Source organism: Sphingomonas glacialis (genome assembly GCF_014653575.1).
In the GTDB taxonomy this organism is placed as follows: Bacteria; Pseudomonadota; Alphaproteobacteria; order Sphingomonadales; family Sphingomonadaceae; genus Sphingomonas; species Sphingomonas glacialis.
In genome coordinates this window covers 335,111-354,051 of the sequence record NZ_BNAQ01000003.1, presented here as the reverse complement: position 1 = coordinate 354,051, position 18,941 = coordinate 335,111, and the positions used below count along the sequence as shown (strand labels likewise).

Here is an 18,941-nt window from a genome sequence, read left to right as displayed (position 1 = left end):
GCGAGCCATTTAGCGCGAAGCCATGAACGATTTCGACGTCATCGTAGTAGGTGGCGGACATGCCGGTACCGAGGCTGCCGCCGCGGCGGCGCGCCGTGGCGCACGCACCGCTTTGATCACCTTCGATCCTGCGAAAGTGGGCGCGATGTCGTGCAACCCCGCGATCGGGGGTCTCGGCAAGGGGCATCTTGTCCGCGAGGTCGATGCGTTCGACGGCCTGATGGCGCGCGCGACCGATGCGGCGGGTATCCACTACCGCATGCTCAACCGCAGCAAGGGCGCAGCCGTTCAGGGCCCACGCGTGCAGGCGGACCGACGCCGCTACGCGGCAGCGATCAACGCGATGCTAGCACAGCAAGCAGGGTTGGAGATTATCGGTGGGGAAGTCGCCGGCCTCCTGCTGAGCGAGAGCGGGAGCGTCGCAGGTGTCCGCCTAGCCGATGGTACGGTACTTCATGCACGCGCCGTGGTGCTAGCAACTGGCACCTTCCTCGGCGGGCGGATGTTCTGTGGTGAGGAACGCTCCGAAGGCGGGCGTGTCGGGGAAGCAGGCGCGTCCTTGCTCGCGCAGCAGCTCCGCGCTGCCAACCTCCCGATGGCGCGCCTCAAGACCGGGACGCCACCACGGCTCGATGGCCGCACGATCGACTGGGCGCGCCTGGCGCAGCAGGAAAGCGACACCGAGCCGTGGACGATGTCACCCGTTTCGACGCATCGCCCCCTGCCCCAGCTTCACTGCGCGATCACGCGGACGACGCCGCAGACGCATGACATCATTCGCTCCGGGCTCGAACGATCGCCGCTGTTCGGCGGCGCAATCGCCGGCGCAGGCCCGCGCTACTGTCCGTCGATCGAGGACAAGATCCACCGCTTCGGAGACCGCGACGGCCATCAGATCTTCCTCGAACCCGAGGGTCTCGACGATCCGACGATCTATCCCAACGGCATTTCGACATCGCTGCCCGTCGACATCCAGGCGGCGATGCTTCGCTCAATCCCCGGGCTCGAGGCCACGACGATGCTCACGCCGGGATACGCTGTCGAATATGACCATATCGACCCGCGCGCGCTGGCTGCCACGCTGGAGGTCCGCGCGCTCGAAGGTTTGTATTGCTGCGGGCAAATCAATGGCACGACCGGATATGAAGAAGCCGCCGGCCAGGGGTTGATGGCGGGGCTCAATGCAGCGGCGCGCGCGCTCGAGCGGCCCGAGATCGTGCTCGACCGTGCGTCGTCGTATCTCGGTGTGATGATCGACGATCTGGTGCTGCAAGGCATCACCGAACCCTATCGCATGCTGACCGCCCGCGCCGAATACCGGCTGCGATTGCGCGCCGACAATGCCGAGACACGCTTGAGCCCGATAGCGGCTGAGCTTGGATGCTTGTCGCCCGCGCGGATTGAGCGGCTTGCGGATCGGATCGAGCGCCGTGGCGAAATCGAGCAAGTGCTCGACCAGACGGTGCCAAGCGAAACGCTTATAGCGCGCGGAGCGGTGATCGGCAGCGATCCCGAACGCCGATCGGGCGCCGCATGGCTGCGCGTGGCGGGCGTGACACTCGAGATGGTGGCCCCAGACCTCCTCGAACGGATGGACGCCGATCTGCTCGCCGAAGCGACCGAGGACGCGCGCTACGCCCCCTATCTTGCGCGGCAGGAGAACGAGGTAGCGGCGATGCGGTCGCATGACACGATCGCCGTTCCCGATGGCTTGCACTTCGCGACCGTGCCTGGGCTATCGAGCGAGATGATCGAACGGCTCGAGACCGCCCGCCCCGCGACGCTCGCAGCGGCGGGTCGTATTCGTGGCATCACTCCGGCGGCGCTGACGGCGATCCTCCTGCAGATCCGAAAGAAGGCAGCGTGACCGAGGACGAAGCGCGGGACTGGGTCTCGCAGCACTTTGGCGACGACGGGCTCGCAGCGATGCAACAACTCGTCGAGATCGTAACCGCCGAAAGCGCACAGCAGAATCTTATTGCACCCTCGACGCTGTGCGCGATGTGGGCGCGCCACATTGTCGATTCCGCGCAGCTGCTGATGCTCGCCCCCAAGGACGCCGGGGTATGGCTCGATATCGGGAGCGGTGCCGGTTTCCCAGGACTGGTTGTTGCAGCTCTTACCGATCGACCGGTCTGGCTGGTCGAGCCGCGTCGCCGCCGCGCGGACTTTCTGGTGCAAACGGCGGAGGCGATGGGGGTCGGCGATCGCGTTACGGTGAAGTGCGCGCGGATCGAGGATGTCCTTGTCGATGCAAGGATTATTTCGGCGCGCGCCGTCGCATCGTTGGACAGTCTTTTCGCCTGGGGTGCGAAGTGCGCATCTTCCGCAACGTGCTGGATTCTGCCAAAAGGGCGGACGGCGCTGGCAGATGTCACCGCCGCGCAGCTAGCATGGGACGGGGTGTTTCACGTGGAACACAGTATCACCGATCCCGACTCGCTGATCGTTCTTGCATCAGGGGTGACACGCCGATGAACGTCATTGCCGTCGCGAACCAGAAGGGCGGTGTCGGAAAGACGACAACCGCGATCAACCTCGGCACCGCGCTTGCTGCAACCGGGCTGCGGGTCTTGCTGCTCGATCTCGATCCGCAAGGCAATTGCTCGACCGGGCTCGGCATCGCGCGCGCCGATCGGCATCACTCGACCTACGATATCCTGCTAGGCGAGACATCGATCGATGTTGCGGCGATGCCGACGTGTGTTCCCAAGCTCGACATCGTACCCGCGACGGTCGACCTGTCGGGTGCCGAAATCGAGCTGGTCGAATATGAGGAGCGTACCCATCGTCTCTCGCGCGCCCTCGCCCGCTCGGATCATCGCTGGGATGTCGTGCTGATCGATTGTCCGCCGTCACTTGGCTTGTTGACGCTCAATGCGATGGTCGCGTCGAATTCGCTGCTCGTGCCGCTGCAGTGCGAATTCTTCGCGCTCGAAGGGCTCAGCCAGCTGTTGAGCACCGTCGAGCGGATCCGCGAGCGCTTCAACCCCGCGCTGTCGATCATGGGTGTCGCCCTGACGATGCACGACCGCCGCAATCGGCTGACCGATCAAGTCTCGAACGACGTTCGCGCGGTGCTGGGTCGCGTGGTGTTCGACACGGTGATTCCGCGCAACGTGCGTCTGTCCGAGGCGCCGAGCCACGGCTTGCCGGCATTGATCTACGATTATCGCTGCCCCGGCTCGGAAGCCTATATCGCGCTCGCGCGTGAGCTGATCGCGCGCCTGCCCGCCTTCGATACCCCGCAACCTGCAAGGGCCGCATGACCGACTCGACGCCTCCGATTGCACGCCCGAAGCCGCGTTCGGGACTGGGCCGCGGCCTCAACGCCCTGATGGGGGATCTGGCGCGCGAAGAGCCCGTCGGTGAAGGCAAGGAGAATGCCTCGCCGGGTGTGCGCTCGCTTCCCGTCGGATCGCTGACGCCGCATCCCGGCCAGCCGCGGCGGCACTTCGACGAAGCCGCACTCGAGGAACTCGCGCAATCGATCGCGCTGCGCGGGGTGTTGCAGCCAATCGTCGTGCGGCCGCATGGCACCGGCTATCAGATCGTCGCAGGCGAGCGCCGCTGGCGCGCTGCGCAGCGTGCGCGGCTACACGAGGTGCCGGTCATCGTGCGGGCGTTCGATGATACCGAAACGCTCGAAGTCGCGCTCGTCGAGAATATCCAGCGGCAAGACCTCAACGCGATCGAAGAGGCCGAAGCGTATCATCGCTTGATCGAGGATTTCGGCCACACGCAGGAAGCGCTCGGCAAGCTGGTCAACAAGTCGCGCAGCCACATCGCCAATCTGCTGCGGCTGCTCGAGCTGCCGACCCCGGTGCAGGAACGCGTCGTCAATGGCGCGCTGACGATGGGGCATGCGCGCGCGCTGATCGGTGCGCCCGATGTCGAGACGCTGGCGGACCAGGTCGTGGCGCGCGGTCTCTCGGTGCGCGATACCGAACGTATGGCGCGCGCTGCCAAGCCCGCGCCGCGCGGCCAGCGCGACAGCGAGGGGCGCGATCCTGATCTCGCGGCGCTCGAGCATCAGCTGGCCGATTTGCTGGGCCTGTCGGTGCGTGTCGCGCACAGCGCCAAGGGGGGCACGCTGACGTTGTCCTATTCGACGCTCGATCAGCTCGACATGGTATGCCAGCGGCTGACCGGCGAGCGTATCTAGGTAAGCCGTCCGGCGGACGCTTGCTGCATCCGCCGGCCGGGCACCTTACTCGGTCGTAGGCAGATAGAGCTCGCTGCCCTTCGCTTTGAAGGTGGCGCTCATTTCAGCCATGCCCGCCTCGGCCTGTGCACCGCGTGCGAAAGCGGCGCGGTCGGCGTCGGCCTCATCGACCGGCGGCGTTGCGGCGAGGAAGCCGTCCGCCGGCTGGTTCTGCTTCGCCGCAAAATCGCGCACTTCCTGCGTAATCTTCATCGAGCAGAATTTCGGCCCGCACATCGAACAGAAATGCGCTGTCTTGGCGCCCTCCGCGGGGAGCGTCTCGTCGTGATAGAGCTCGGCCGTATCGGGATCGAGCGACAGGTTGAACTGGTCGCGCCAGCGGAATTCGAAGCGCGCGCGGCTGACCGCATCGTCGCGCATCTTGGCGGCGGGATGGCCCTTGGCGAGATCGGCGGCGTGCGCGGCAAGCTTGTAGGTCACCACGCCGACCTTGACGTCATCACGATCGGGGAGCCCGAGATGCTCCTTCGGCGTGACGTAGCAGAGCATCGCGGTGCCATACCACCCGATCATCGCCGCGCCGATTCCGCTGGTGATATGGTCATAGCCCGGTGCGATATCGGTGGTGAGCGGCCCGAGCGTATAGAAGGGCGCCTCGCCGCACACTTCGAGCTGCTTTTCCATATTCTCCTTGATCTTGTGCATCGGCACATGGCCGGGGCCCTCGATCATCACCTGGACGTCGCTCGCCCAAGCGCGGTGGGTGAGTTCGCCGAGCGTGTAGAGCTCGCTGAACTGCGCTTCGTCGTTGGCGTCGGCGATCGAGCCAGGGCGCAGGCCGTCGCCGAGCGAGTAGGCGATGTCATACGCCTTCATGATCTCGGTGATCTCGTCGAAGCGCTCGTAGAGGAAGCTCTCCTTGTGGTGCGCGAGGCACCATTTTGCCATGATCGATCCCCCGCGCGAGACGATCCCGGTGACGCGCTTCGCGGTCATCGGGATATAGGCAAGCCGCACGCCGGCATGGATCGTGAAGTAATCGACGCCCTGCTCGGCCTGTTCGATCAGCGTGTCGCGGAAGATCTCCCAGGTGAGGTCCTCGGCAACGCCGCCGACCTTTTCTAGCGCTTGATAGATCGGGACGGTGCCGATCGGCACGGGGCTGTTGCGCAGGATCCATTCGCGCGTGTCGTGGATGTGGCGACCGGTCGACAGGTCCATCACCGTGTCGGCACCCCAGCGGATCGACCAGACCATCTTGTCGACCTCGGCTGCGACGTTGCTCGCAACGGCGGAGTTGCCGATATTGGCGTTGATCTTGACCAGGAAGTTGCGGCCGATCGCCATCGGTTCGGATTCGGGATGGTTGATGTTGTTGGGGATGATCGCCCGCCCCCGCGCGATTTCGTCGCGGACGAACTCGGGCGTCACGTAATCGGGGATCGATGCGCCGAAGTCCTGGCCGTCGCGGATCAGCTTTTCCCTGGCGGCAGCGCGCCCGAGATTCTCGCGGATCGCGACATATTCCATCTCGGGGGTGATGATGCCGCGTCGCGCATAGTGCATCTGGCTGACATTGGCGCCGGGCTTGGCGCGCAGCGGGCGTTTAACGACATTGGGATATTGCGGTACGCCAGCCGAACGATCGGGGCCGGTCAAGCCATTGTCTTCGGGGCGAATTTCGCGCGCAGTGTATTCCTCGACGTCGCCGCGCGCGAGAATCCAGTCGCGCCGCAGCGTCGGCAAGCCGACGTGGATGTCGATCCGCGCTTTGGGGTCGGTATAGGGCCCCGACGTGTCGTAAACGCGCAAGGGCGGCTCGCCGCACGATGGTTCGAGCAGGATCTCGCGCATCGCGACGCCTGGCCCAGGAATTGCTACCGAGGGCACGTAGATCTTGCGCGAGCCCCGGATCGGGCCGGTCGTCACGCCGATTTCGGTACGCGCGGGAATATCTGCCATGCTCTTCGCTCCAAAATCGCAAGGAGCAAAGACGGTTTCCGGGCGGTCACCGCTCCCTCCCTACGCCCGTATTAACGGGATCAGGTTGATGCGGGTCGGGGGCTCGTGCCCCCCTCTCAGCCGCCGAACAGCAGCCCCCCGGGGAATGGCGTCAGTCTAGGCGCTCGCGCGCGGCGTGCAACTAGTTTGCGGCGCTGGTGCGGATGTTGCCATTGAGACCATTGGGGAAGAAGCCCCCGCCGACCACGGCGTTCTTGTTGAGATAGACAACGTTGAGCACCTGGCCCGCGGTACGGCCGTAGACGAGGCCGTTGGCATCGACCGGAACGAGGTTCGAGGTCGTCGCGGTGCCGGTAATGCCCTGATCGATGTCGCTCGTGCCATCGAGGCTATCGCGCGCGTCGCTGATCAGCCCGGCATTGACGCGCAGGCTCGGCGTGGCGAGGCCCTTCGAATAGAGCACGGTTCGGATCAGGCCGGCGTGGTAAGCCTCGGTCGCGAGGATGCCCGCAGCGGCATCGAGCAGCAAGGTCGTGTTGATCGTCTGCGCGGCGCCCTTGTACGCGGTCACGCCGACATCTTCGAAGATGAACGCACCGAGCAGGAAGTTCTCGTCGCTGGCGTAAGGGTCGAAGGTGCCGTTGACGCGATCGACGACGCCATTGGTGGTTGCGATCCCGGCGGCGCGCGCGGCGGCCGAGAAGGCGCCATTGGCGCCACCATCGATGTTGATCGACGGCATCGCAACCGCCGCAGCGCCGAGTGCCGAACGCAGGAAGGCGACATGGGCGACTTCGTCGGCGGCGATCTCGACCGCATATTGCTGGACGATCGGATCGGTGAAAGTGACCTTGCGGCCGCCCGTCACGGTGCCTTGGACGGTCTGGTTGCCATCGCCCTTGGCGATCAACGCATTGGGCAGCCCTGCGCCAGTGACGGCATAGCTGTAGAACTGCGCTTCGAGATATTCGAGGTTGAGCGCGAAGTTGAGCGTGTCCTGATCCTGCAGCGTGCTGGTCGAGCTCGGGCTCGGCGTCGGCGTTGCGGTTGCCGTCGCGCCTGGATCGGTGCTCGTCGAGCCGCTGCCGCCGCAGGCCGACAGCAGCGATGCGCCGCCAACGGCGAGCGAGGCGACGCCCGCGCTGCGCAGGAAATTACGGCGCTCGGCGCGGCGGCGTTCGCCGGCGTCGAGAACCTGCAAGAGGATGTCGCTATCGATCACTGGGGAACTCCCGTTCGGGCAAGCTGGAAGGCGTCAGGCTGAAGGTATCGGGCGGCTCAATTCGCGGTGCTGGTCACGATGGTGCCATTGAGCCCATTGGGGAAGAAGCCCCCCTTCGCGACAGCCAGACTGTTGAGATAGACGATATTGAGCACGTTCCCGGTCGAGCGGCCATAGGCGATACCGTCGAGCCCGGTGGGGACGATGTTCGATGCCGTCAGGCCGTTGAGCGCGGCGAACTGGCTGTTCGCGACGACTGCCGAGGCAATGCCCTGATCGTCGTCCGAGGTCCCGTCGAGCTTGTCGCGAACGTCGGAGATCGCGCCCGCCGCAGTGCGCAGCGACGGCGTCGCCAGGCCCTTGCTGTACAGCACGGTGCGGATGATCGAGGCATGATAGGCCTCCGCGGCGAGGATGCCTGCCGCCGCGTCGATATAGGCCTTGGTCGTCAGCAGCGAGGCCGCGCCCTTATAGGCGGTGACGCCGACATCTTCGAACAGGAAGGCGGCAAGCAGGAAGTTTTGGTCGTTGGCGTAAGGGTCGAATGTGCCGTTGACGTTGTCGACCGCGCCGCTTGCATTGGTCGCGAGGCCGGCGGCGCGCGCAGCGACCGTGAAGGCGCTGGTGGCGGTGCTGCCGATGTCGATTGCGGGCTGCGCGACGGCGACGGTGCCGAGCTGGCTGCGAAGGAAGGCGACGTGCTGCGTTTCGTCACCGGCGATCTCGCGCGCATATTGCGCGACGAGGGGATCGCTGAAGCTGACCTGGCGGCCACCCGTGACCGTTCCCTGCGTCGTCGTGCTGGCGCTGCCCGGGGTGAGCTGGCTGTTGGGCAAGCCCGTACCGAAGACGGCGTAGGAATAGAATTGCGCCTCGAGATATTCGAGGTTGAGCGCGAAATTGAGGATGTCGGTTTCCGACGTCGCCTGCGCCGATGCGCTGGTCCCGACCGCGACGGCGGCGGCGCCGACGGCGGCGACGGCACCGGCTCCAAGGGCGGTGCGGAAGAATTCGCGGCGCTCATTCCGACGGTCGGCGCGGGCCTCGAGGCGCTCGATCAGCTGGTCTTCGGTGTCGGTCATTGGGGCGAACCCTTTTGCTGGAAACGCTATAGTGCGGCGCTGGCGTGGCACCTCGCGCGCGACGGCGCAAGACCCGAATAGCTGGAGCGTCGGCCATTCCCGACGATCCGCGCGCAAACGAAAACCCGCCGTGGAACCACGAGTTGTGTTCCACGGCGGGTCCTGAACCTGCGCTGGATTGCGCCGGGGTTAGAAGGTGTAAGCGAGCCCGACGGCGCCCAGCCACTGGTTGGGCGAGCCGGCGATGCGAACGATCGGGGCGTAGGAGAAGTCCCCCAGCGACCGCGAATAGGTACCGCCGGCGACGACCTTGACGCCGTGGAGCAAATTGCCGGTCAGCGAATAGGTCGCAAAACCGCCGACCGAATAGTTCTTCCAGCCCGAGCGTGCCGCGTACGTCGGAAGGCCGCTCGCGAGGCTCTGCGTCGGCGTGATGCTGAAATAGGTGTCGGCATAGCCCTGCCCGACATGCTGTGCCGAGGCGAGGATGCCGACCGCGGCCTTGCGGCTGAGTGGCGTCAGATAGGTGAAGCTCGGCTGCCAGATCCCGCTATTGTGCGCGCCGGTCACGCCCTTGCGATAGCTGACCGAGACCGAGATCTTGTCATACGGGCTGGTGATCACGCCGGTCTTGCCGATGCCGATATAGCCACCGAGCTCGAGCGCGGTGCTGCGCTTGCCGAGTGCGCGGACGCGGACGTCGTCGATGTTCTTGATGCTCGAGCGGTCGAAATTGATCACGCCGATCGGACCGAATTGCAGATCGATCGACTGGCCCGGGCGGTTTGGGATCAGATCGATGCTGGCACGGTTGCCGATCACCGAGAAGTTGAAGCCCTTGACCGAGCCGATCGCGGCGGGTGCCGGCACGAAGCGATACTCGTTCGAGCCGTCATAATCGGGAAGGTAGGCGCCACCGATGCCGACCGTGACCGAATCCTTGTTGAAGTCGGCGGCGATCTGGTCGTTGTCCGCCGGGGCGGGCGGCGCGCTTTGCGCAAACGCCGGGGCGGCACTGGCGATCAGCAGGGTGGCGGCGGACAGAAGAAGGCGACGATCAATCACGGGGTAGCTCCAGAATCTAAGGATTTGGGGCCGTAACGCTCGCGCAACGCTTTGGGTCCGAAAATGTAGACTAGAGCAGATAACGCATTTTGATCTGTTGCCGATCTGCATCACCTGTCAGCGTGAAGCGGGCCGCAGCAAAGCGCGGCGGGCCAAAGCTCACTGCGGGATTGCGAGAAAAACCAAAGCCTTCGCGCGGAATCCCGGCGAAGGTGTCGAGCTTGCGGTTGTTGTTCTCGTCATGGATCACCGCGACCGCATAATCGCCGTGCGTCAGCCCATCGAAGCGCAAGCTGCCGGTTGTCGCGGGTATGGAGCGCGTCACGGCCTGCGCATCGTCGATGCACGCGGGGAAGTTCTGCGGGTCGGCGGTCAGGCAGACGCGGACCGATCCCTTGTGCGACCGCAGATTGGTGAGATCGACCGACAGGTCACTCGTTGCCACCGCCCCCGGCAGCGCCAGCAACACCACCGCCGACGCGCCGCCGACGCACGCGAGCCTGCGCATGCGCTTTGACAAAATCGCCGACACCTTTGTCGGTGCCGCAGAGCCGATCCCAGAAACGGAAATAGAGACCATAATTTCCTCGATAGAGATCGTGGTGCCGTTGGTGATGGCTGGCCGTGATCAGCCATGCCCCCAATGGTCCATTCCACATGAACCGGGGAAAGACTTCCCAACCCATATGATTGGTAACCCCCATAACCGTCATGATCGCGAGGACCAAGCCGAGGCAGCCGATATTGATGGGAATAAGGAAGACAAGTAGCGGAATTATCACAGCGCCGGTGATCGCCTCGATCGGATGGAACGCCATCGCCGCCCACGCCGTCGGCGGGCGGCTGTCGTGATGCACCGCGTGCGCGAGCTTGAACGCGCGCGGCGTGTGCATCCAGCGATGCGTCCAATAAAACCATGTGTCGTGCGCGATCAGGTACAGCAGCACTGACACCGGCGCATACCATAAGGGGTAGCTTTGCAAATCGGTGTAGATCCGCGTCCAGCCGAGATTCTGCCATCCCCACGCGACGACGCCCGCCGGCACGCCGTAAATCACCGCCGAGGCAAGGCTCCAGCCGATCTCGCGGCGGATCTGCGGCGTCAGGCCGTCGTAGAGGCCGGGATGCTTGACGCGCGTTGCCGCGGCGAATGCCCCCGAGACGATCAGATAGCGCACGCCGACGATCAGCGACATGACGAGCGTGGCGGCGAGGATCGCGAGCAACATTCCTGCGGTGTAGCGCAGCCAGCCCCGCAAGTCAGGGAGATTCGCCGCACCGGCCAGCGTCTGCGGCGTGTTCCACGATCGCCCGCTGCGCTTGCACCTTGCCACATTTCGGCTATCGCAATGGCTATGCCAGAGACTCTCTCCTGCGACATCGCCATCGTCGGTGGCGGGCTTGCCGGTGGGTTGATCGCCCTGGCGCTCGCCAAGCAGCGGCCCGAGCTCGACGTGCGGATCGTCGAGCGATCCGATCGCTTCGGTGGCAACCATCTCTGGTCGTTCTTCGCCAGCGACGTGCGCGATGCCGATCGCTGGATCGTCGCGCCGCTCGTCAGTTATGGCTGGAAAAGCTATGACATTGCCTTTCCGGCGCACCGCCGGACGCTCGACAGCGCCTATTATTCGATCGAATCCGAGCGGCTCGATGCGACGCTGCGCGCCGAATTGCCGGCACACAGGCTGATGACCGGTCGCAAGGTGCTCGCGGCGGGACCGACCGCAGTGGTGTTCGCCGACGGCGACCGGCTCGAGGCCAAGGGCGTGATCGACACGCGCGGGCCGGGCGATCTCGGGCTGCTCGATCTGGGCTGGCAGAAGTTTGTCGGGATCGAGTTCGAGCTGGATACGCCGCACGGGCTCACGCGTCCGATCGTGATGGACGCGACGGTCGAGCAGATCGACGGCTATCGCTTCGTCTACACGCTGCCGCTGTCGCCGACCCGGCTGTTCATCGAAGACACCTATTACAGCGACACCCCCGATCTGTACCGGCCGCAGCCCGGCAGCGGCAACAACGCCGACCCGATCGCCGATCGCGTCCGCGCTTATGCCGCGGCGCATGGCTGGGCGACGCATACGGTCATCCGCGAGGAATCGGGCGTCCTGCCGGTGACGATGGGCGGCGATTTCGAGGCCTATTGGCAGTCTGGCGGCAACAAGGTCGCCAAGGCCGGGATGCGTGCGGGGCTGTTCCACCCGACGACCGGCTATTCGCTGCCCGATGCGGTACGGCTCGCCGCGCTGATCGCTACGGCGCGCGACCTGTCGGGCGAGGGGCTGCATACGCTGACGCATGCCTATGCAAAACGGACGTGGCAGGCGCGCGGCTTCTACCGTATGCTCGACAAGATGCTCTTTCGCGCCGCCGAGCCCGAGGAACGCTATCGTGTTCTCGAACGCTTCTACCGGCTCGACCAGCGCCTGGTGCGGCGCTTTTATGCAGGACGCTCGACGATGATGGACAAGGCACGGATCCTGACCGGCAAGCCGCCGGTACCGATCAGCCGCGCTTTGCGCGCGATCGGCGTGCTGCCGGGCGGGGTGAAGGCATGAGCTCGCATCCGGTGCGCGCACCGGCGCGGACCGCGATCGTCATCGGCGCCGGGTTTGGCGGGCTGGCGCTCGCGATCCGGCTGCAATCGGCGGGGATCGAGACGACGCTGCTCGAGGCGCGCGACAAGGCCGGAGGCCGCGCGTACGTCTGGGAGAAAGACGGCTTCGTGTTCGACGCGGGGCCGACCGTCATCACCGATCCGCCGTGCCTGCAGGAATTGTGGGCGCTGACCGGGCGCGACATGGCCGACGACGTGACGCTTGCGCCCGTCATGCCGTTCTACCGGCTCAATTGGCCCGACGGCACGGTGTTCGATTATTCGAACGACGAGCCCGCACTCAATGCCGAGATCGCCAAGCTCAACCCCGACGATGTCGCGGGCTATGCCAAGTTCCTCGACTATGCCGCCGGCGTGTATGAGGAGGGCTATCGCAAGCTCGGCCATGTCGCGTTCCTCGACTTCGCCTCAATGATCAAGGCAGCGCCCGCGCTCGCCAAATACCAGGCGTGGCGCTCGGTCTATTCGATCGTGTCGTCCTACGTGAAGGACGAGCATCTCCGCCAGGCGCTGTCGTTCCATACGCTGCTCGTCGGCGGCAACCCGATGAACACATCCGCGATCTACGCGCTGATCCACAAGCTCGAGAAAGACGGCGGCGTGTGGTTCGCGATGGGCGGCACCAGCAAGCTGATCGACGCGATGGTCACGCATTTCGAACGGCTCGGCGGCGTGCTGCGACTGGGCGACGCCGCGGTCGACATCGCGACGCTCGGCGACCGCGCGACCGGCGTCACCACCGCGAGCGGCTGGCACCAGGATGCCGACATGGTCGCGTGCAATGGCGACGTGATGCACATCTATCGCGATCTGCTCAAGTCGTCGCGCAGTGCGCAGCGCACCAGGAAGGCGCTCGCGCGCAAACGCTATTCGCCGTCGCTGTTTGTCGTCCATTTCGGGATCACGGGGACGTGGCCGGGGATCCCGCACCACACGATCCTGTTCGGGCCGCGCTACAAGGGTCTGCTCAGCGACATTTACGATCACGGTGTGCTGCCCGAGGATTTCTCGCTCTATCTGCACCACCCGACCGTCACCGATCCGTCGATGGCGCCCGAGGGGCATTCGACCTTCTATGCGCTCGCGCCGGTGCCGCACATGGGCAAGTTCCCGGTCGATTGGGACGAGATCGGGCCGATCCTCGAAAAGCGCATCCTCGACGAGATCGGGCGGCGGCTGATCCCCGACATCCATTCGCGGATCGTCACCAAATTCCATTATGCGCCGAACGACTTTGCGGCCGATCTCAACGCGCATCTCGGCAGCGCCTTTTCGCTCGAGCCGCTCCTGACGCAGAGCGCGTGGTTCCGCGTGCACAATCGCGACGACCATATCCCGAACCTCTATTTCGTCGGTGCCGGCACGCACCCCGGCGCCGGGATTCCCGGCGTGGTGGGCAGCGCCAAGGCGACCGCGGCGCTAATGCTGGAAGGCGAACGATAAAATGAAGCGGCTCGCGATTTATTGCGGATCGGCCACCCCGGCCGATCCCGTCTATATCGACTGCGCGCGCCAGGTCGGGCGGACGCTCGCCGAGCGCGGCATCGGCGTCGTCTATGGCGGCGGCAAGCTCGGGCTGATGGGCGCAGTCGCCGACAGCGCGCTCGAGGCCGGTGGCGAGGTGATCGGGATCATCCCGCAGGCGCTCGTCAACGCCGAGGTCGCGCATCGCGGGCTGACCGAGCTCCACGTCGTCGAGACGATGCACCAGCGCAAACAGGCGTTCACCGATCTGTCCGACGGTTTCGTCAATTTGCCCGGCGGCACCGGCACGATGGACGAATTGTGGGAAGCGCTGAGCTGGGCGCAGATCGGCTATCACGCCAAGCCCGTGGGACTGCTCAACATCGCGGGCTATTACGACCATCTCGTCGCCTTCTATCGCCATATGGGCGAGGTCGGCTTCCTGCGCCCGCAGCACCACGGGATCCTGCTGATCGACACCGCGCTCGACGGCCTGCTCGACCAGATGGCCGCGCACGAGCCGATCGTCACGATCACCAAGATCGGTGCGAAAGACTTGTGAGCAACACCGCCTTGCCCAGTCGCGATGCGATCGTCGCGACCGCGCAGGAATCGATCGCGCGCGGATCAAAGAGCTTTGCCGCGGCGAGCAAGCTGTTCGATCGGCCGACGCGCGAACGCGCCTGGCTGCTCTACGCCTGGTGCCGCGCGTGCGACGATATCGCCGATGGCCAGGATCACGGCCATGACATGACCGGGGTCGACGATGGTCCCGCACGCCTCGCGGAAATCGCAGCGAAGACCGACGCTGCGCTCGCGGGCGAGGTGGTCGGCGATCCGGCGTTCGACGCGCTCCGGCTCTTCGCGGCGGAGACCGCACTGCCCCCTGCCCTCGCGCACGATCTGATCGCGGGCTTCGCGCTCGATGCCGAAGGCTGGCGCCCGCGGAGCGAGGCCGATCTCTATCAATATTGCTACCATGTCGCGGGTGCGGTCGGGTGCATGATGGCGATCGCGATGGGGGTCGCGCCGAGCGACGAAGCCACGCTTGATCGCGCGTGCGACCTGGGGATGGCGTTCCAGCTCGCCAATATCGCGCGCGACATCGCCGAAGATGCGCGCGCCGGGCGGTGCTATTTGCCGCAGGAGTGGCTCGACGAAATGGGCCTGAGCCGCGACATGCTGCTTGCCCCCGAACATCGCGCGGCGCTTGGCGTGCTTGGCGTGCGGCTTGCGGATCTTGCAGCGGGCTACGAGGCGAGCGCACGCCACGGCACCCCTGCGCTGTCGTTTCGTTCGGCCTGGGCGGTGCTGGCGGCGGCCGACATCTATGGCGCGATCGCACGCGGTGTCGCGGCATTGGGGCCGCGCGCGTGGGATGGTCGCGTGACGACGTCGAGCGCGGCGAAACTCGCGATGATCGGCAAGGCATACTTCGCGGCGCGGCGCCGCGCGCAGGCCTATCCTCCGTCGCCGCGTGATCGCTCGCTTTGGACTCGTCCGCGCAACGCTGAAGGCGGCGCTAACCCCTTTCGGTGAGACGTTCTGCACGTCTGCAAGCTTAGGTTACGAGCCTGGATAAAGGCCTTGATTCGATGACCGCGCTCTCCGTCCAGTTCGCCAAAGCCCTGTCGCGCGGACGAATCGCACAAGCGCCCGACAGCCGCGCTTCGCTGCTCGCCGCCTTGTTGCGCAAACGCGCGACCGCGCATGTCGTCGGTGCGAAGGACCTCGAATCGTTGCTGCGCGAGCAGATCCGCTGGGCGTTGCCGATCCAGGATGGCAATGGGACGATCGACCCGGAGGGCTGACCCCCGTTTATCCGAGCAAGGGCTCACCGGGATAGGGTTTGCGGTGAGCACGCTGTGCGAACCACCCGCCGAGCAGCGGCAACAGCACCGCGCACAGTGCCATCCACGCAGGGTGCGGCACGTTGATTTGCCCGGCGATCGCGGCGACGAGGTAGATGGCTGTCACCAGCCACCCTCCGATCGGCCAGTCCCCGATGCGCAGGCACAACCAGACCCCGGCGAACGGGGCGATCAGCCAACCTGCCACAATGATGAGTTTTGCCGGGAGCGGGATTCCGGTGATCATCGCGAGCAGCGTCGCATGGTCGGCCGCGGCGATGTCGCCCGAAACGGTGTACAGCGCCGCGCTAAGGCTCTCGATCGCGGCAACGAGCGCGAGCGATACCAAGCTTCCGACGATGATTGCAGTCAATTTCCGCACGGCGCGCCCCTGTCGTGCGGGCTATAGCAGGCTATCGCGCGATGGCGATCATCCGCGTGTGACGCTTGCCTTGGTTTGCGCCATGCGCACGCCCGTTGCGCGGCACGATGCGGTCACTACAGGATAATCGACATCGCTGTTGCGTGCGAGCGCTGCTGGCATTGCGCGCTGGCATTCGCCGATCGAACGATATTGCACCTGTTCGACGCGCGCCTGCTGACAGGCCGAGCTGCCGTCGCCGCATCCCATGATCGCCATGACGTAGAAAAGCGGGTCCATAACCGTCTCCGTTCGTAGCAAAAACCGACGAACTGCCTTGCTTGTTCCATGAGACGCTTTCGGTCGCGCTTGACTGCGCCTACATGAAGGACAGATGCCCCCGGATACAGCCACCACCTCGACCACGCCCGAACGGCCGATGCTGCCTACGCTCCGGCGTTTCGCACCCTATCTGTGGCCGAAGGATGCGCCGGTTCTCCGGCTGCGCATCGTCGGTGCGATGCTGCTCGTCATCGCGTCGAAGGTCACGCAGGTCTATGCGAGCGCCTACACGCTGAAATGGGCGGTCGACCGGATGGCGCAGGGGCAGCGCGGCGCGGTGTGGATCGTGATCGCGCTCGTCCTCGGCTATGCCGGGGCGCGCTTCTCGACGACCTTGTTCGACAATCTGCGCAACACGGTGTTCGAGCGTGTCGGGCAGGATGCGACGCGGCGGCTGGCGGCGAGCGTATTCCGCCATCTCCACCAATTGTCGCTGCGCTTCCATCTCGAGCGGCGGACAGGTGCGGTCACCAAGGTGGTCGAGCGCGGGACGAAGAGCATCGATACGATGCTCTATTTCATGCTGTTCAACATCGCGCCGACGGTGCTCGAACTCGTCCTCGTGCTCAACATCTTCCGCTCGAGCTTCGGCTGGGGGCTGGTTGCCGCGACCGTGGTGATGGTGGCGATCTATATCTGGTTCACGCGGATGGTGACCGATTGGCGCGCCGCCTTGCGCACGCGGATGAACGATCTCGACACGGGTGCGGTCAGCCATGCGGTCGATTCGCTGCTCAATTTCGAGACGGTGAAATATTTCGGCGCGGAGGAGCGCGAGGGCAAGCGTTACGACGCGGCGATGGCGGCTTATGCCAACGCCGCGGTGACGTCTGAGAATTCGCTCGCCTGGCTCAACGTCGGGCAAGCGCTGATCACCAATGTGATGCTCGGCGGCGGGATGGCGTTCGTCGCCTGGGGCTGGGGGCGTGGGGCGTTCTCGGCGGGCGACGTGGTGTTCGTCTCGACCTTGCTGTCGCAGCTATTCCGGCCGCTCGACCTGCTCGGCATGGTTTACCGTACGATCCGCCAGGGCGTGATCGACATGGGCGCGATGTTCGACTTGATCGATACGCCGTCCGAAGTGGTCGACGCGCCCGGCGCGCCGCCGCTGGTGGTGGCGCGCGGGCATGTCCGGTTCGAGAATGTCCGCTTCGGCTATGACAAGGGGATGCCGATCCTCAAGGGGATCGACCTCGATATCCCGGCGGGCAAGACGCTCGCCGTGGTCGGGCCGTCGGGCGCGGGCAAGAGCACGCTCGCGCGGTTGCTGTACCGCTTTTACGATCTCACCGGCGGGCGGATCACCGTCGACGGACAGGATATCGCCCAGGTGACGCAGGCGTCGCTGCGCTCGGCGATCGGGATCGTGCCGCAGGACACCGTGCTGTTCAACGACACGATCGGCTACAATATCGGCTATGGCCGTGAGGGTGCGGGGCAGGACGAGATCGAGACTGCCGCGCGCGGGGCGGCGATCGCCGGCTTCATCGAACGCCAGCCGCAGGGTTATGGCACGCGCGTCGGCGAGCGCGGATTGAAGCTGTCGGGCGGCGAGAAGCAGCGCGTCGCGATCGCGCGGACCTTGCTCAAGAATCCGCCCGTGCTGATCCTCGACGAAGCGACGTCGGCGCTCGACAGCCGCACCGAGGGCGAGATCCTCGACACGCTCCAGGCGATCGAACGCGGGCGCACGACGATCGTCATCGCGCATCGGCTGTCGACCGTCGTCCATGCCGACGAGATCGTCGTGCTCGAGGCGGGGCAAGTTGTCGAACGCGGGAGCCACGCTGCGCTGCTGCGCAAGGACGGCCTCTATGCCGAGATGTGGAACCGCCAGGCGCAGGAACGCGCCGAGCAAACGCTCGCCGCGGAATAAGCGTCAGAGGCAGCTCAGCCGGATCCGCTTGGCAGGCTTGTCGAAGGTGATCGACGAGCATTGCTCGAGCGCATCACGGCCGATCGACAGGCGGTCGCGCGACGGATCGCGCTTCGCCTTGCCGGTCACGATGATCTCTTCGGGATCGGGGGTCACGTCGGCATCGCGGATCGTCGCCGCATTGCCATAGTCCGATACGCGCACGTGCAGAGCGTTCAGCGCCATCGGCCCGATCACGAACGGAGTGGTGAGCGTCATACGCCGGACCGGCCGCGCGATACCGAAGGCGATCTCGGCCTGGTCGACCGGCCCGGTCAATGCACCCCCCTGTGCCGCAGCGATGCGCTGTGCCGCGCCGGCGCTGGCGAGCGACAGGCGGTGGTGCAGGTCGAAGCGGACCTTCATCGGCACGCCGCCGACGATGATCTCGCCGAATAGCCCGCCCCAATTGCCGATCAGCGCGCCGCCGTCGACGAGCGGGAGGTCGAGTGTTCGCTCGCCCGGGCGCGGCGCATGGAGCTCGAAGCGCACCACCGGTGCAGGCAGGCCACCGGGCCCGATCACGCCATCGGCGCCCGTCGCATAGGGCGTGTCGAACCAGCCGACGCGCCGCCGGATCTCCATTCCGTCGACGATCAGGCGCGTCACCGCGGTCACGCCGTGTACCCCGCTCGGGCCAACCTTGTAATGGAGACCGAACATGCCCGACTTGAGTCCGGCGCGAAGCGCATAGGGTTTCGCCAGGATCGGGAGCGCGGGGGCACCCGGGTCGATGCGCAGCGTGCCCTGCGCTCCGCCGACGCTCGCGGAGACAATGCCATCGTCGCGCACGGTATAGACGGGATCGGGTGCCGCCGCGCCGAGACCGATCGCCAGCATCGAGCAACCCATAAGCATGCGAAGGTGGATCATCATGGTCGGCTGCCCTGTTCGAG

19 protein-coding genes and 1 riboswitch are annotated in these 18,941 nt (G+C 65.6%); of the genes, 10 read left to right on the top strand and 9 right to left on the bottom strand.

Features of this window, described 5'->3' with window-relative positions; translation table 11 throughout:
* The first annotated feature begins 22 nt into the window (after positions 1 to 22).
* The 4 genes from mnmG (at position 23) to IE187_RS12355 (ending at position 4,165) form a co-directional block, all read left to right on the top strand.
* A complete protein-coding gene (gene mnmG / locus IE187_RS12370; protein ID WP_189676509.1) occupies positions 23 to 1,867 on the top strand; it encodes a tRNA uridine-5-carboxymethylaminomethyl(34) synthesis enzyme MnmG in 1,845 nt (614 codons plus the stop codon).
* A complete protein-coding gene (locus IE187_RS12365; RefSeq protein ID WP_189676508.1) occupies positions 1,864 to 2,478 on the top strand; it encodes a 16S rRNA (guanine(527)-N(7))-methyltransferase RsmG in 615 nt (204 codons plus the stop codon). The genes mnmG and IE187_RS12365 overlap by 4 nt, the downstream gene beginning before the upstream one ends.
* The gene (locus IE187_RS12360) at positions 2,475 to 3,269 is read left to right on the top strand and encodes a ParA family protein (protein ID WP_133191285.1); all 795 of its coding nucleotides are present in this window, start codon (positions 2,475 to 2,477) and stop codon (positions 3,267 to 3,269) included. The genes IE187_RS12365 and IE187_RS12360 overlap by 4 nt, the downstream gene beginning before the upstream one ends.
* A gap of 68 nt (positions 3,270 to 3,337) precedes the next feature.
* Positions 3,338 to 4,165, top strand: a complete 828-nt coding sequence (locus IE187_RS12355; protein ID WP_416194514.1) for a ParB/RepB/Spo0J family partition protein — start codon at positions 3,338 to 3,340, stop codon at positions 4,163 to 4,165.
* A gap of 45 nt (positions 4,166 to 4,210) precedes the next feature.
* Here IE187_RS12355 and thiC read toward each other — a convergent pair whose 3' ends face one another.
* The 6 genes from thiC to IE187_RS12325 form a co-directional block, all read right to left on the bottom strand.
* Positions 4,211 to 6,127, bottom strand: a complete 1,917-nt coding sequence (thiC, locus tag IE187_RS12350; protein ID WP_189676506.1) for a phosphomethylpyrimidine synthase ThiC — start codon at positions 6,125 to 6,127, stop codon at positions 4,211 to 4,213.
* A gap of 40 nt (positions 6,128 to 6,167) precedes the next feature.
* A riboswitch (TPP riboswitch) is annotated at positions 6,168 to 6,278 on the bottom strand.
* A 30-nt stretch (positions 6,279 to 6,308) separates the two neighbouring features.
* Positions 6,309 to 7,349, bottom strand: coding sequence for a ferritin-like domain-containing protein (locus IE187_RS12345; protein ID WP_189676505.1), 1,041 nt, complete (start codon positions 7,347 to 7,349; stop codon positions 6,309 to 6,311).
* A 56-nt stretch (positions 7,350 to 7,405) separates the two neighbouring features.
* Entirely contained in the window at positions 7,406 to 8,431 is a 1,026-nt protein-coding gene (locus IE187_RS12340) for a ferritin-like domain-containing protein (protein ID WP_133191293.1), read from the bottom strand.
* Positions 8,432 to 8,620: 189 nt separating this feature from the next.
* Positions 8,621 to 9,496 carry a MipA/OmpV family protein gene (locus tag IE187_RS12335; RefSeq protein ID WP_133191295.1) on the bottom strand — a complete coding sequence of 292 codons (876 nt, stop codon included), beginning with the start codon at positions 9,494 to 9,496 and terminating at the stop codon, positions 8,621 to 8,623.
* A 70-nt stretch (positions 9,497 to 9,566) separates the two neighbouring features.
* Positions 9,567 to 9,941 (bottom strand): DUF2141 domain-containing protein, encoded by a 375-nt coding sequence (locus tag IE187_RS12330; RefSeq protein WP_438810927.1) that lies wholly within the window; start codon positions 9,939 to 9,941, stop codon positions 9,567 to 9,569.
* Positions 9,928 to 10,725 carry a sterol desaturase family protein gene (locus tag IE187_RS12325; RefSeq protein ID WP_189676661.1) on the bottom strand — a complete coding sequence of 266 codons (798 nt, stop codon included), beginning with the start codon at positions 10,723 to 10,725 and terminating at the stop codon, positions 9,928 to 9,930. The genes IE187_RS12330 and IE187_RS12325 overlap by 14 nt, the downstream gene beginning before the upstream one ends.
* 126 nt (positions 10,726 to 10,851) lie before the next feature.
* Here IE187_RS12325 and crtY point away from each other — a divergent pair, with 126 nt between their 5' ends.
* From crtY to IE187_RS12300, 5 genes are read left to right on the top strand one after another with little or no spacing between them, the layout of a single operon-like run.
* Positions 10,852 to 12,054 carry a lycopene beta-cyclase CrtY gene (crtY, locus tag IE187_RS12320; protein ID WP_133191298.1) on the top strand — a complete coding sequence of 401 codons (1,203 nt, stop codon included), beginning with the start codon at positions 10,852 to 10,854 and terminating at the stop codon, positions 12,052 to 12,054.
* The gene (locus tag IE187_RS12315) at positions 12,051 to 13,556 is read left to right on the top strand and encodes a phytoene desaturase (protein WP_189676503.1); all 1,506 of its coding nucleotides are present in this window, start codon (positions 12,051 to 12,053) and stop codon (positions 13,554 to 13,556) included. The genes crtY and IE187_RS12315 overlap by 4 nt, the downstream gene beginning before the upstream one ends.
* Position 13,557: 1 nt before the next feature.
* Positions 13,558 to 14,139 carry an LOG family protein gene (locus tag IE187_RS12310; RefSeq protein ID WP_189676502.1) on the top strand — a complete coding sequence of 194 codons (582 nt, stop codon included), beginning with the start codon at positions 13,558 to 13,560 and terminating at the stop codon, positions 14,137 to 14,139.
* Positions 14,136 to 15,116, top strand: coding sequence for a phytoene/squalene synthase family protein (locus IE187_RS12305; protein WP_189676501.1), 981 nt, complete (start codon positions 14,136 to 14,138; stop codon positions 15,114 to 15,116). Before IE187_RS12310 ends, IE187_RS12305 begins: the two co-directional genes overlap by 4 nt.
* A 56-nt stretch (positions 15,117 to 15,172) precedes the next feature.
* On the top strand, positions 15,173 to 15,388 hold the full coding sequence (locus tag IE187_RS12300; RefSeq protein WP_189676500.1) for a hypothetical protein: 216 nt from the start codon (positions 15,173 to 15,175) through the stop codon (positions 15,386 to 15,388).
* Positions 15,389 to 15,395: 7 nt separating this feature from the next.
* On the opposite strand, the gene IE187_RS12295 is transcribed toward IE187_RS12300, so the two are convergent.
* A complete protein-coding gene (locus IE187_RS12295; protein ID WP_189676499.1) occupies positions 15,396 to 15,809 on the bottom strand; it encodes a hypothetical protein in 414 nt (137 codons plus the stop codon).
* Positions 15,810 to 15,857: 48 nt separating this feature from the next.
* Positions 15,858 to 16,088: a hypothetical protein gene (locus tag IE187_RS12290; RefSeq protein ID WP_189676498.1), complete on the bottom strand. Its 231-nt coding sequence runs from the start codon at positions 16,086 to 16,088 to the stop codon at positions 15,858 to 15,860.
* Positions 16,089 to 16,182: 94 nt separating this feature from the next.
* On the opposite strand from IE187_RS12290, the gene IE187_RS12285 reads away from it, so the two are divergent.
* Positions 16,183 to 18,006 (top strand): ABCB family ABC transporter ATP-binding protein/permease, encoded by a 1,824-nt coding sequence (locus IE187_RS12285; protein WP_189676497.1) that lies wholly within the window; start codon positions 16,183 to 16,185, stop codon positions 18,004 to 18,006.
* A gap of 3 nt (positions 18,007 to 18,009) precedes the next feature.
* Here the strand turns inward: IE187_RS12285 and IE187_RS12280 are convergent, their stop codons facing one another.
* Entirely contained in the window at positions 18,010 to 18,921 is a 912-nt protein-coding gene (locus IE187_RS12280) for a hypothetical protein (protein ID WP_229839387.1), read from the bottom strand.
* Positions 18,922 to 18,941: the final 20 nt, after the last annotated feature.

What these genes read in the sequence shown, in the direction of transcription:
- mnmG (WP_189676509.1), top strand. Translation starts at nt 23, where the DNA reads ATGAACGATTTCGACGTCATCGTAGTAGGTGGCGGACATGCCGGTACC.
- IE187_RS12360 (WP_133191285.1), top strand. Translation starts at nt 2,475, where the DNA reads ATGAACGTCATTGCCGTCGCGAACCAGAAGGGCGGTGTCGGAAAGACG.
- IE187_RS12355 (WP_416194514.1), top strand. Translation starts at nt 3,338, where the DNA reads ATGGGGGATCTGGCGCGCGAAGAGCCCGTCGGTGAAGGCAAGGAGAAT.
- thiC (WP_189676506.1), bottom strand. Translation starts at nt 6,127, where the DNA reads ATGGCAGATATTCCCGCGCGTACCGAAATCGGCGTGACGACCGGCCCG.
- IE187_RS12340 (WP_133191293.1), bottom strand. Translation starts at nt 8,431, where the DNA reads ATGACCGACACCGAAGACCAGCTGATCGAGCGCCTCGAGGCCCGCGCC.
- IE187_RS12325 (WP_189676661.1), bottom strand. Translation starts at nt 10,725, where the DNA reads ATGTTGCTCGCGATCCTCGCCGCCACGCTCGTCATGTCGCTGATCGTC.
- crtY (WP_133191298.1), top strand. Translation starts at nt 10,852, where the DNA reads ATGCCAGAGACTCTCTCCTGCGACATCGCCATCGTCGGTGGCGGGCTT.
- IE187_RS12315 (WP_189676503.1), top strand. Translation starts at nt 12,051, where the DNA reads ATGAGCTCGCATCCGGTGCGCGCACCGGCGCGGACCGCGATCGTCATC.
- IE187_RS12310 (WP_189676502.1), top strand. Translation starts at nt 13,558, where the DNA reads ATGAAGCGGCTCGCGATTTATTGCGGATCGGCCACCCCGGCCGATCCC.
- IE187_RS12300 (WP_189676500.1), top strand. Translation starts at nt 15,173, where the DNA reads ATGACCGCGCTCTCCGTCCAGTTCGCCAAAGCCCTGTCGCGCGGACGA.
- IE187_RS12290 (WP_189676498.1), bottom strand. Translation starts at nt 16,088, where the DNA reads ATGGACCCGCTTTTCTACGTCATGGCGATCATGGGATGCGGCGACGGC.
- IE187_RS12285 (WP_189676497.1), top strand. Translation starts at nt 16,183, where the DNA reads ATGCCCCCGGATACAGCCACCACCTCGACCACGCCCGAACGGCCGATG.
- IE187_RS12280 (WP_229839387.1), bottom strand. Translation starts at nt 18,921, where the DNA reads ATGATGATCCACCTTCGCATGCTTATGGGTTGCTCGATGCTGGCGATC.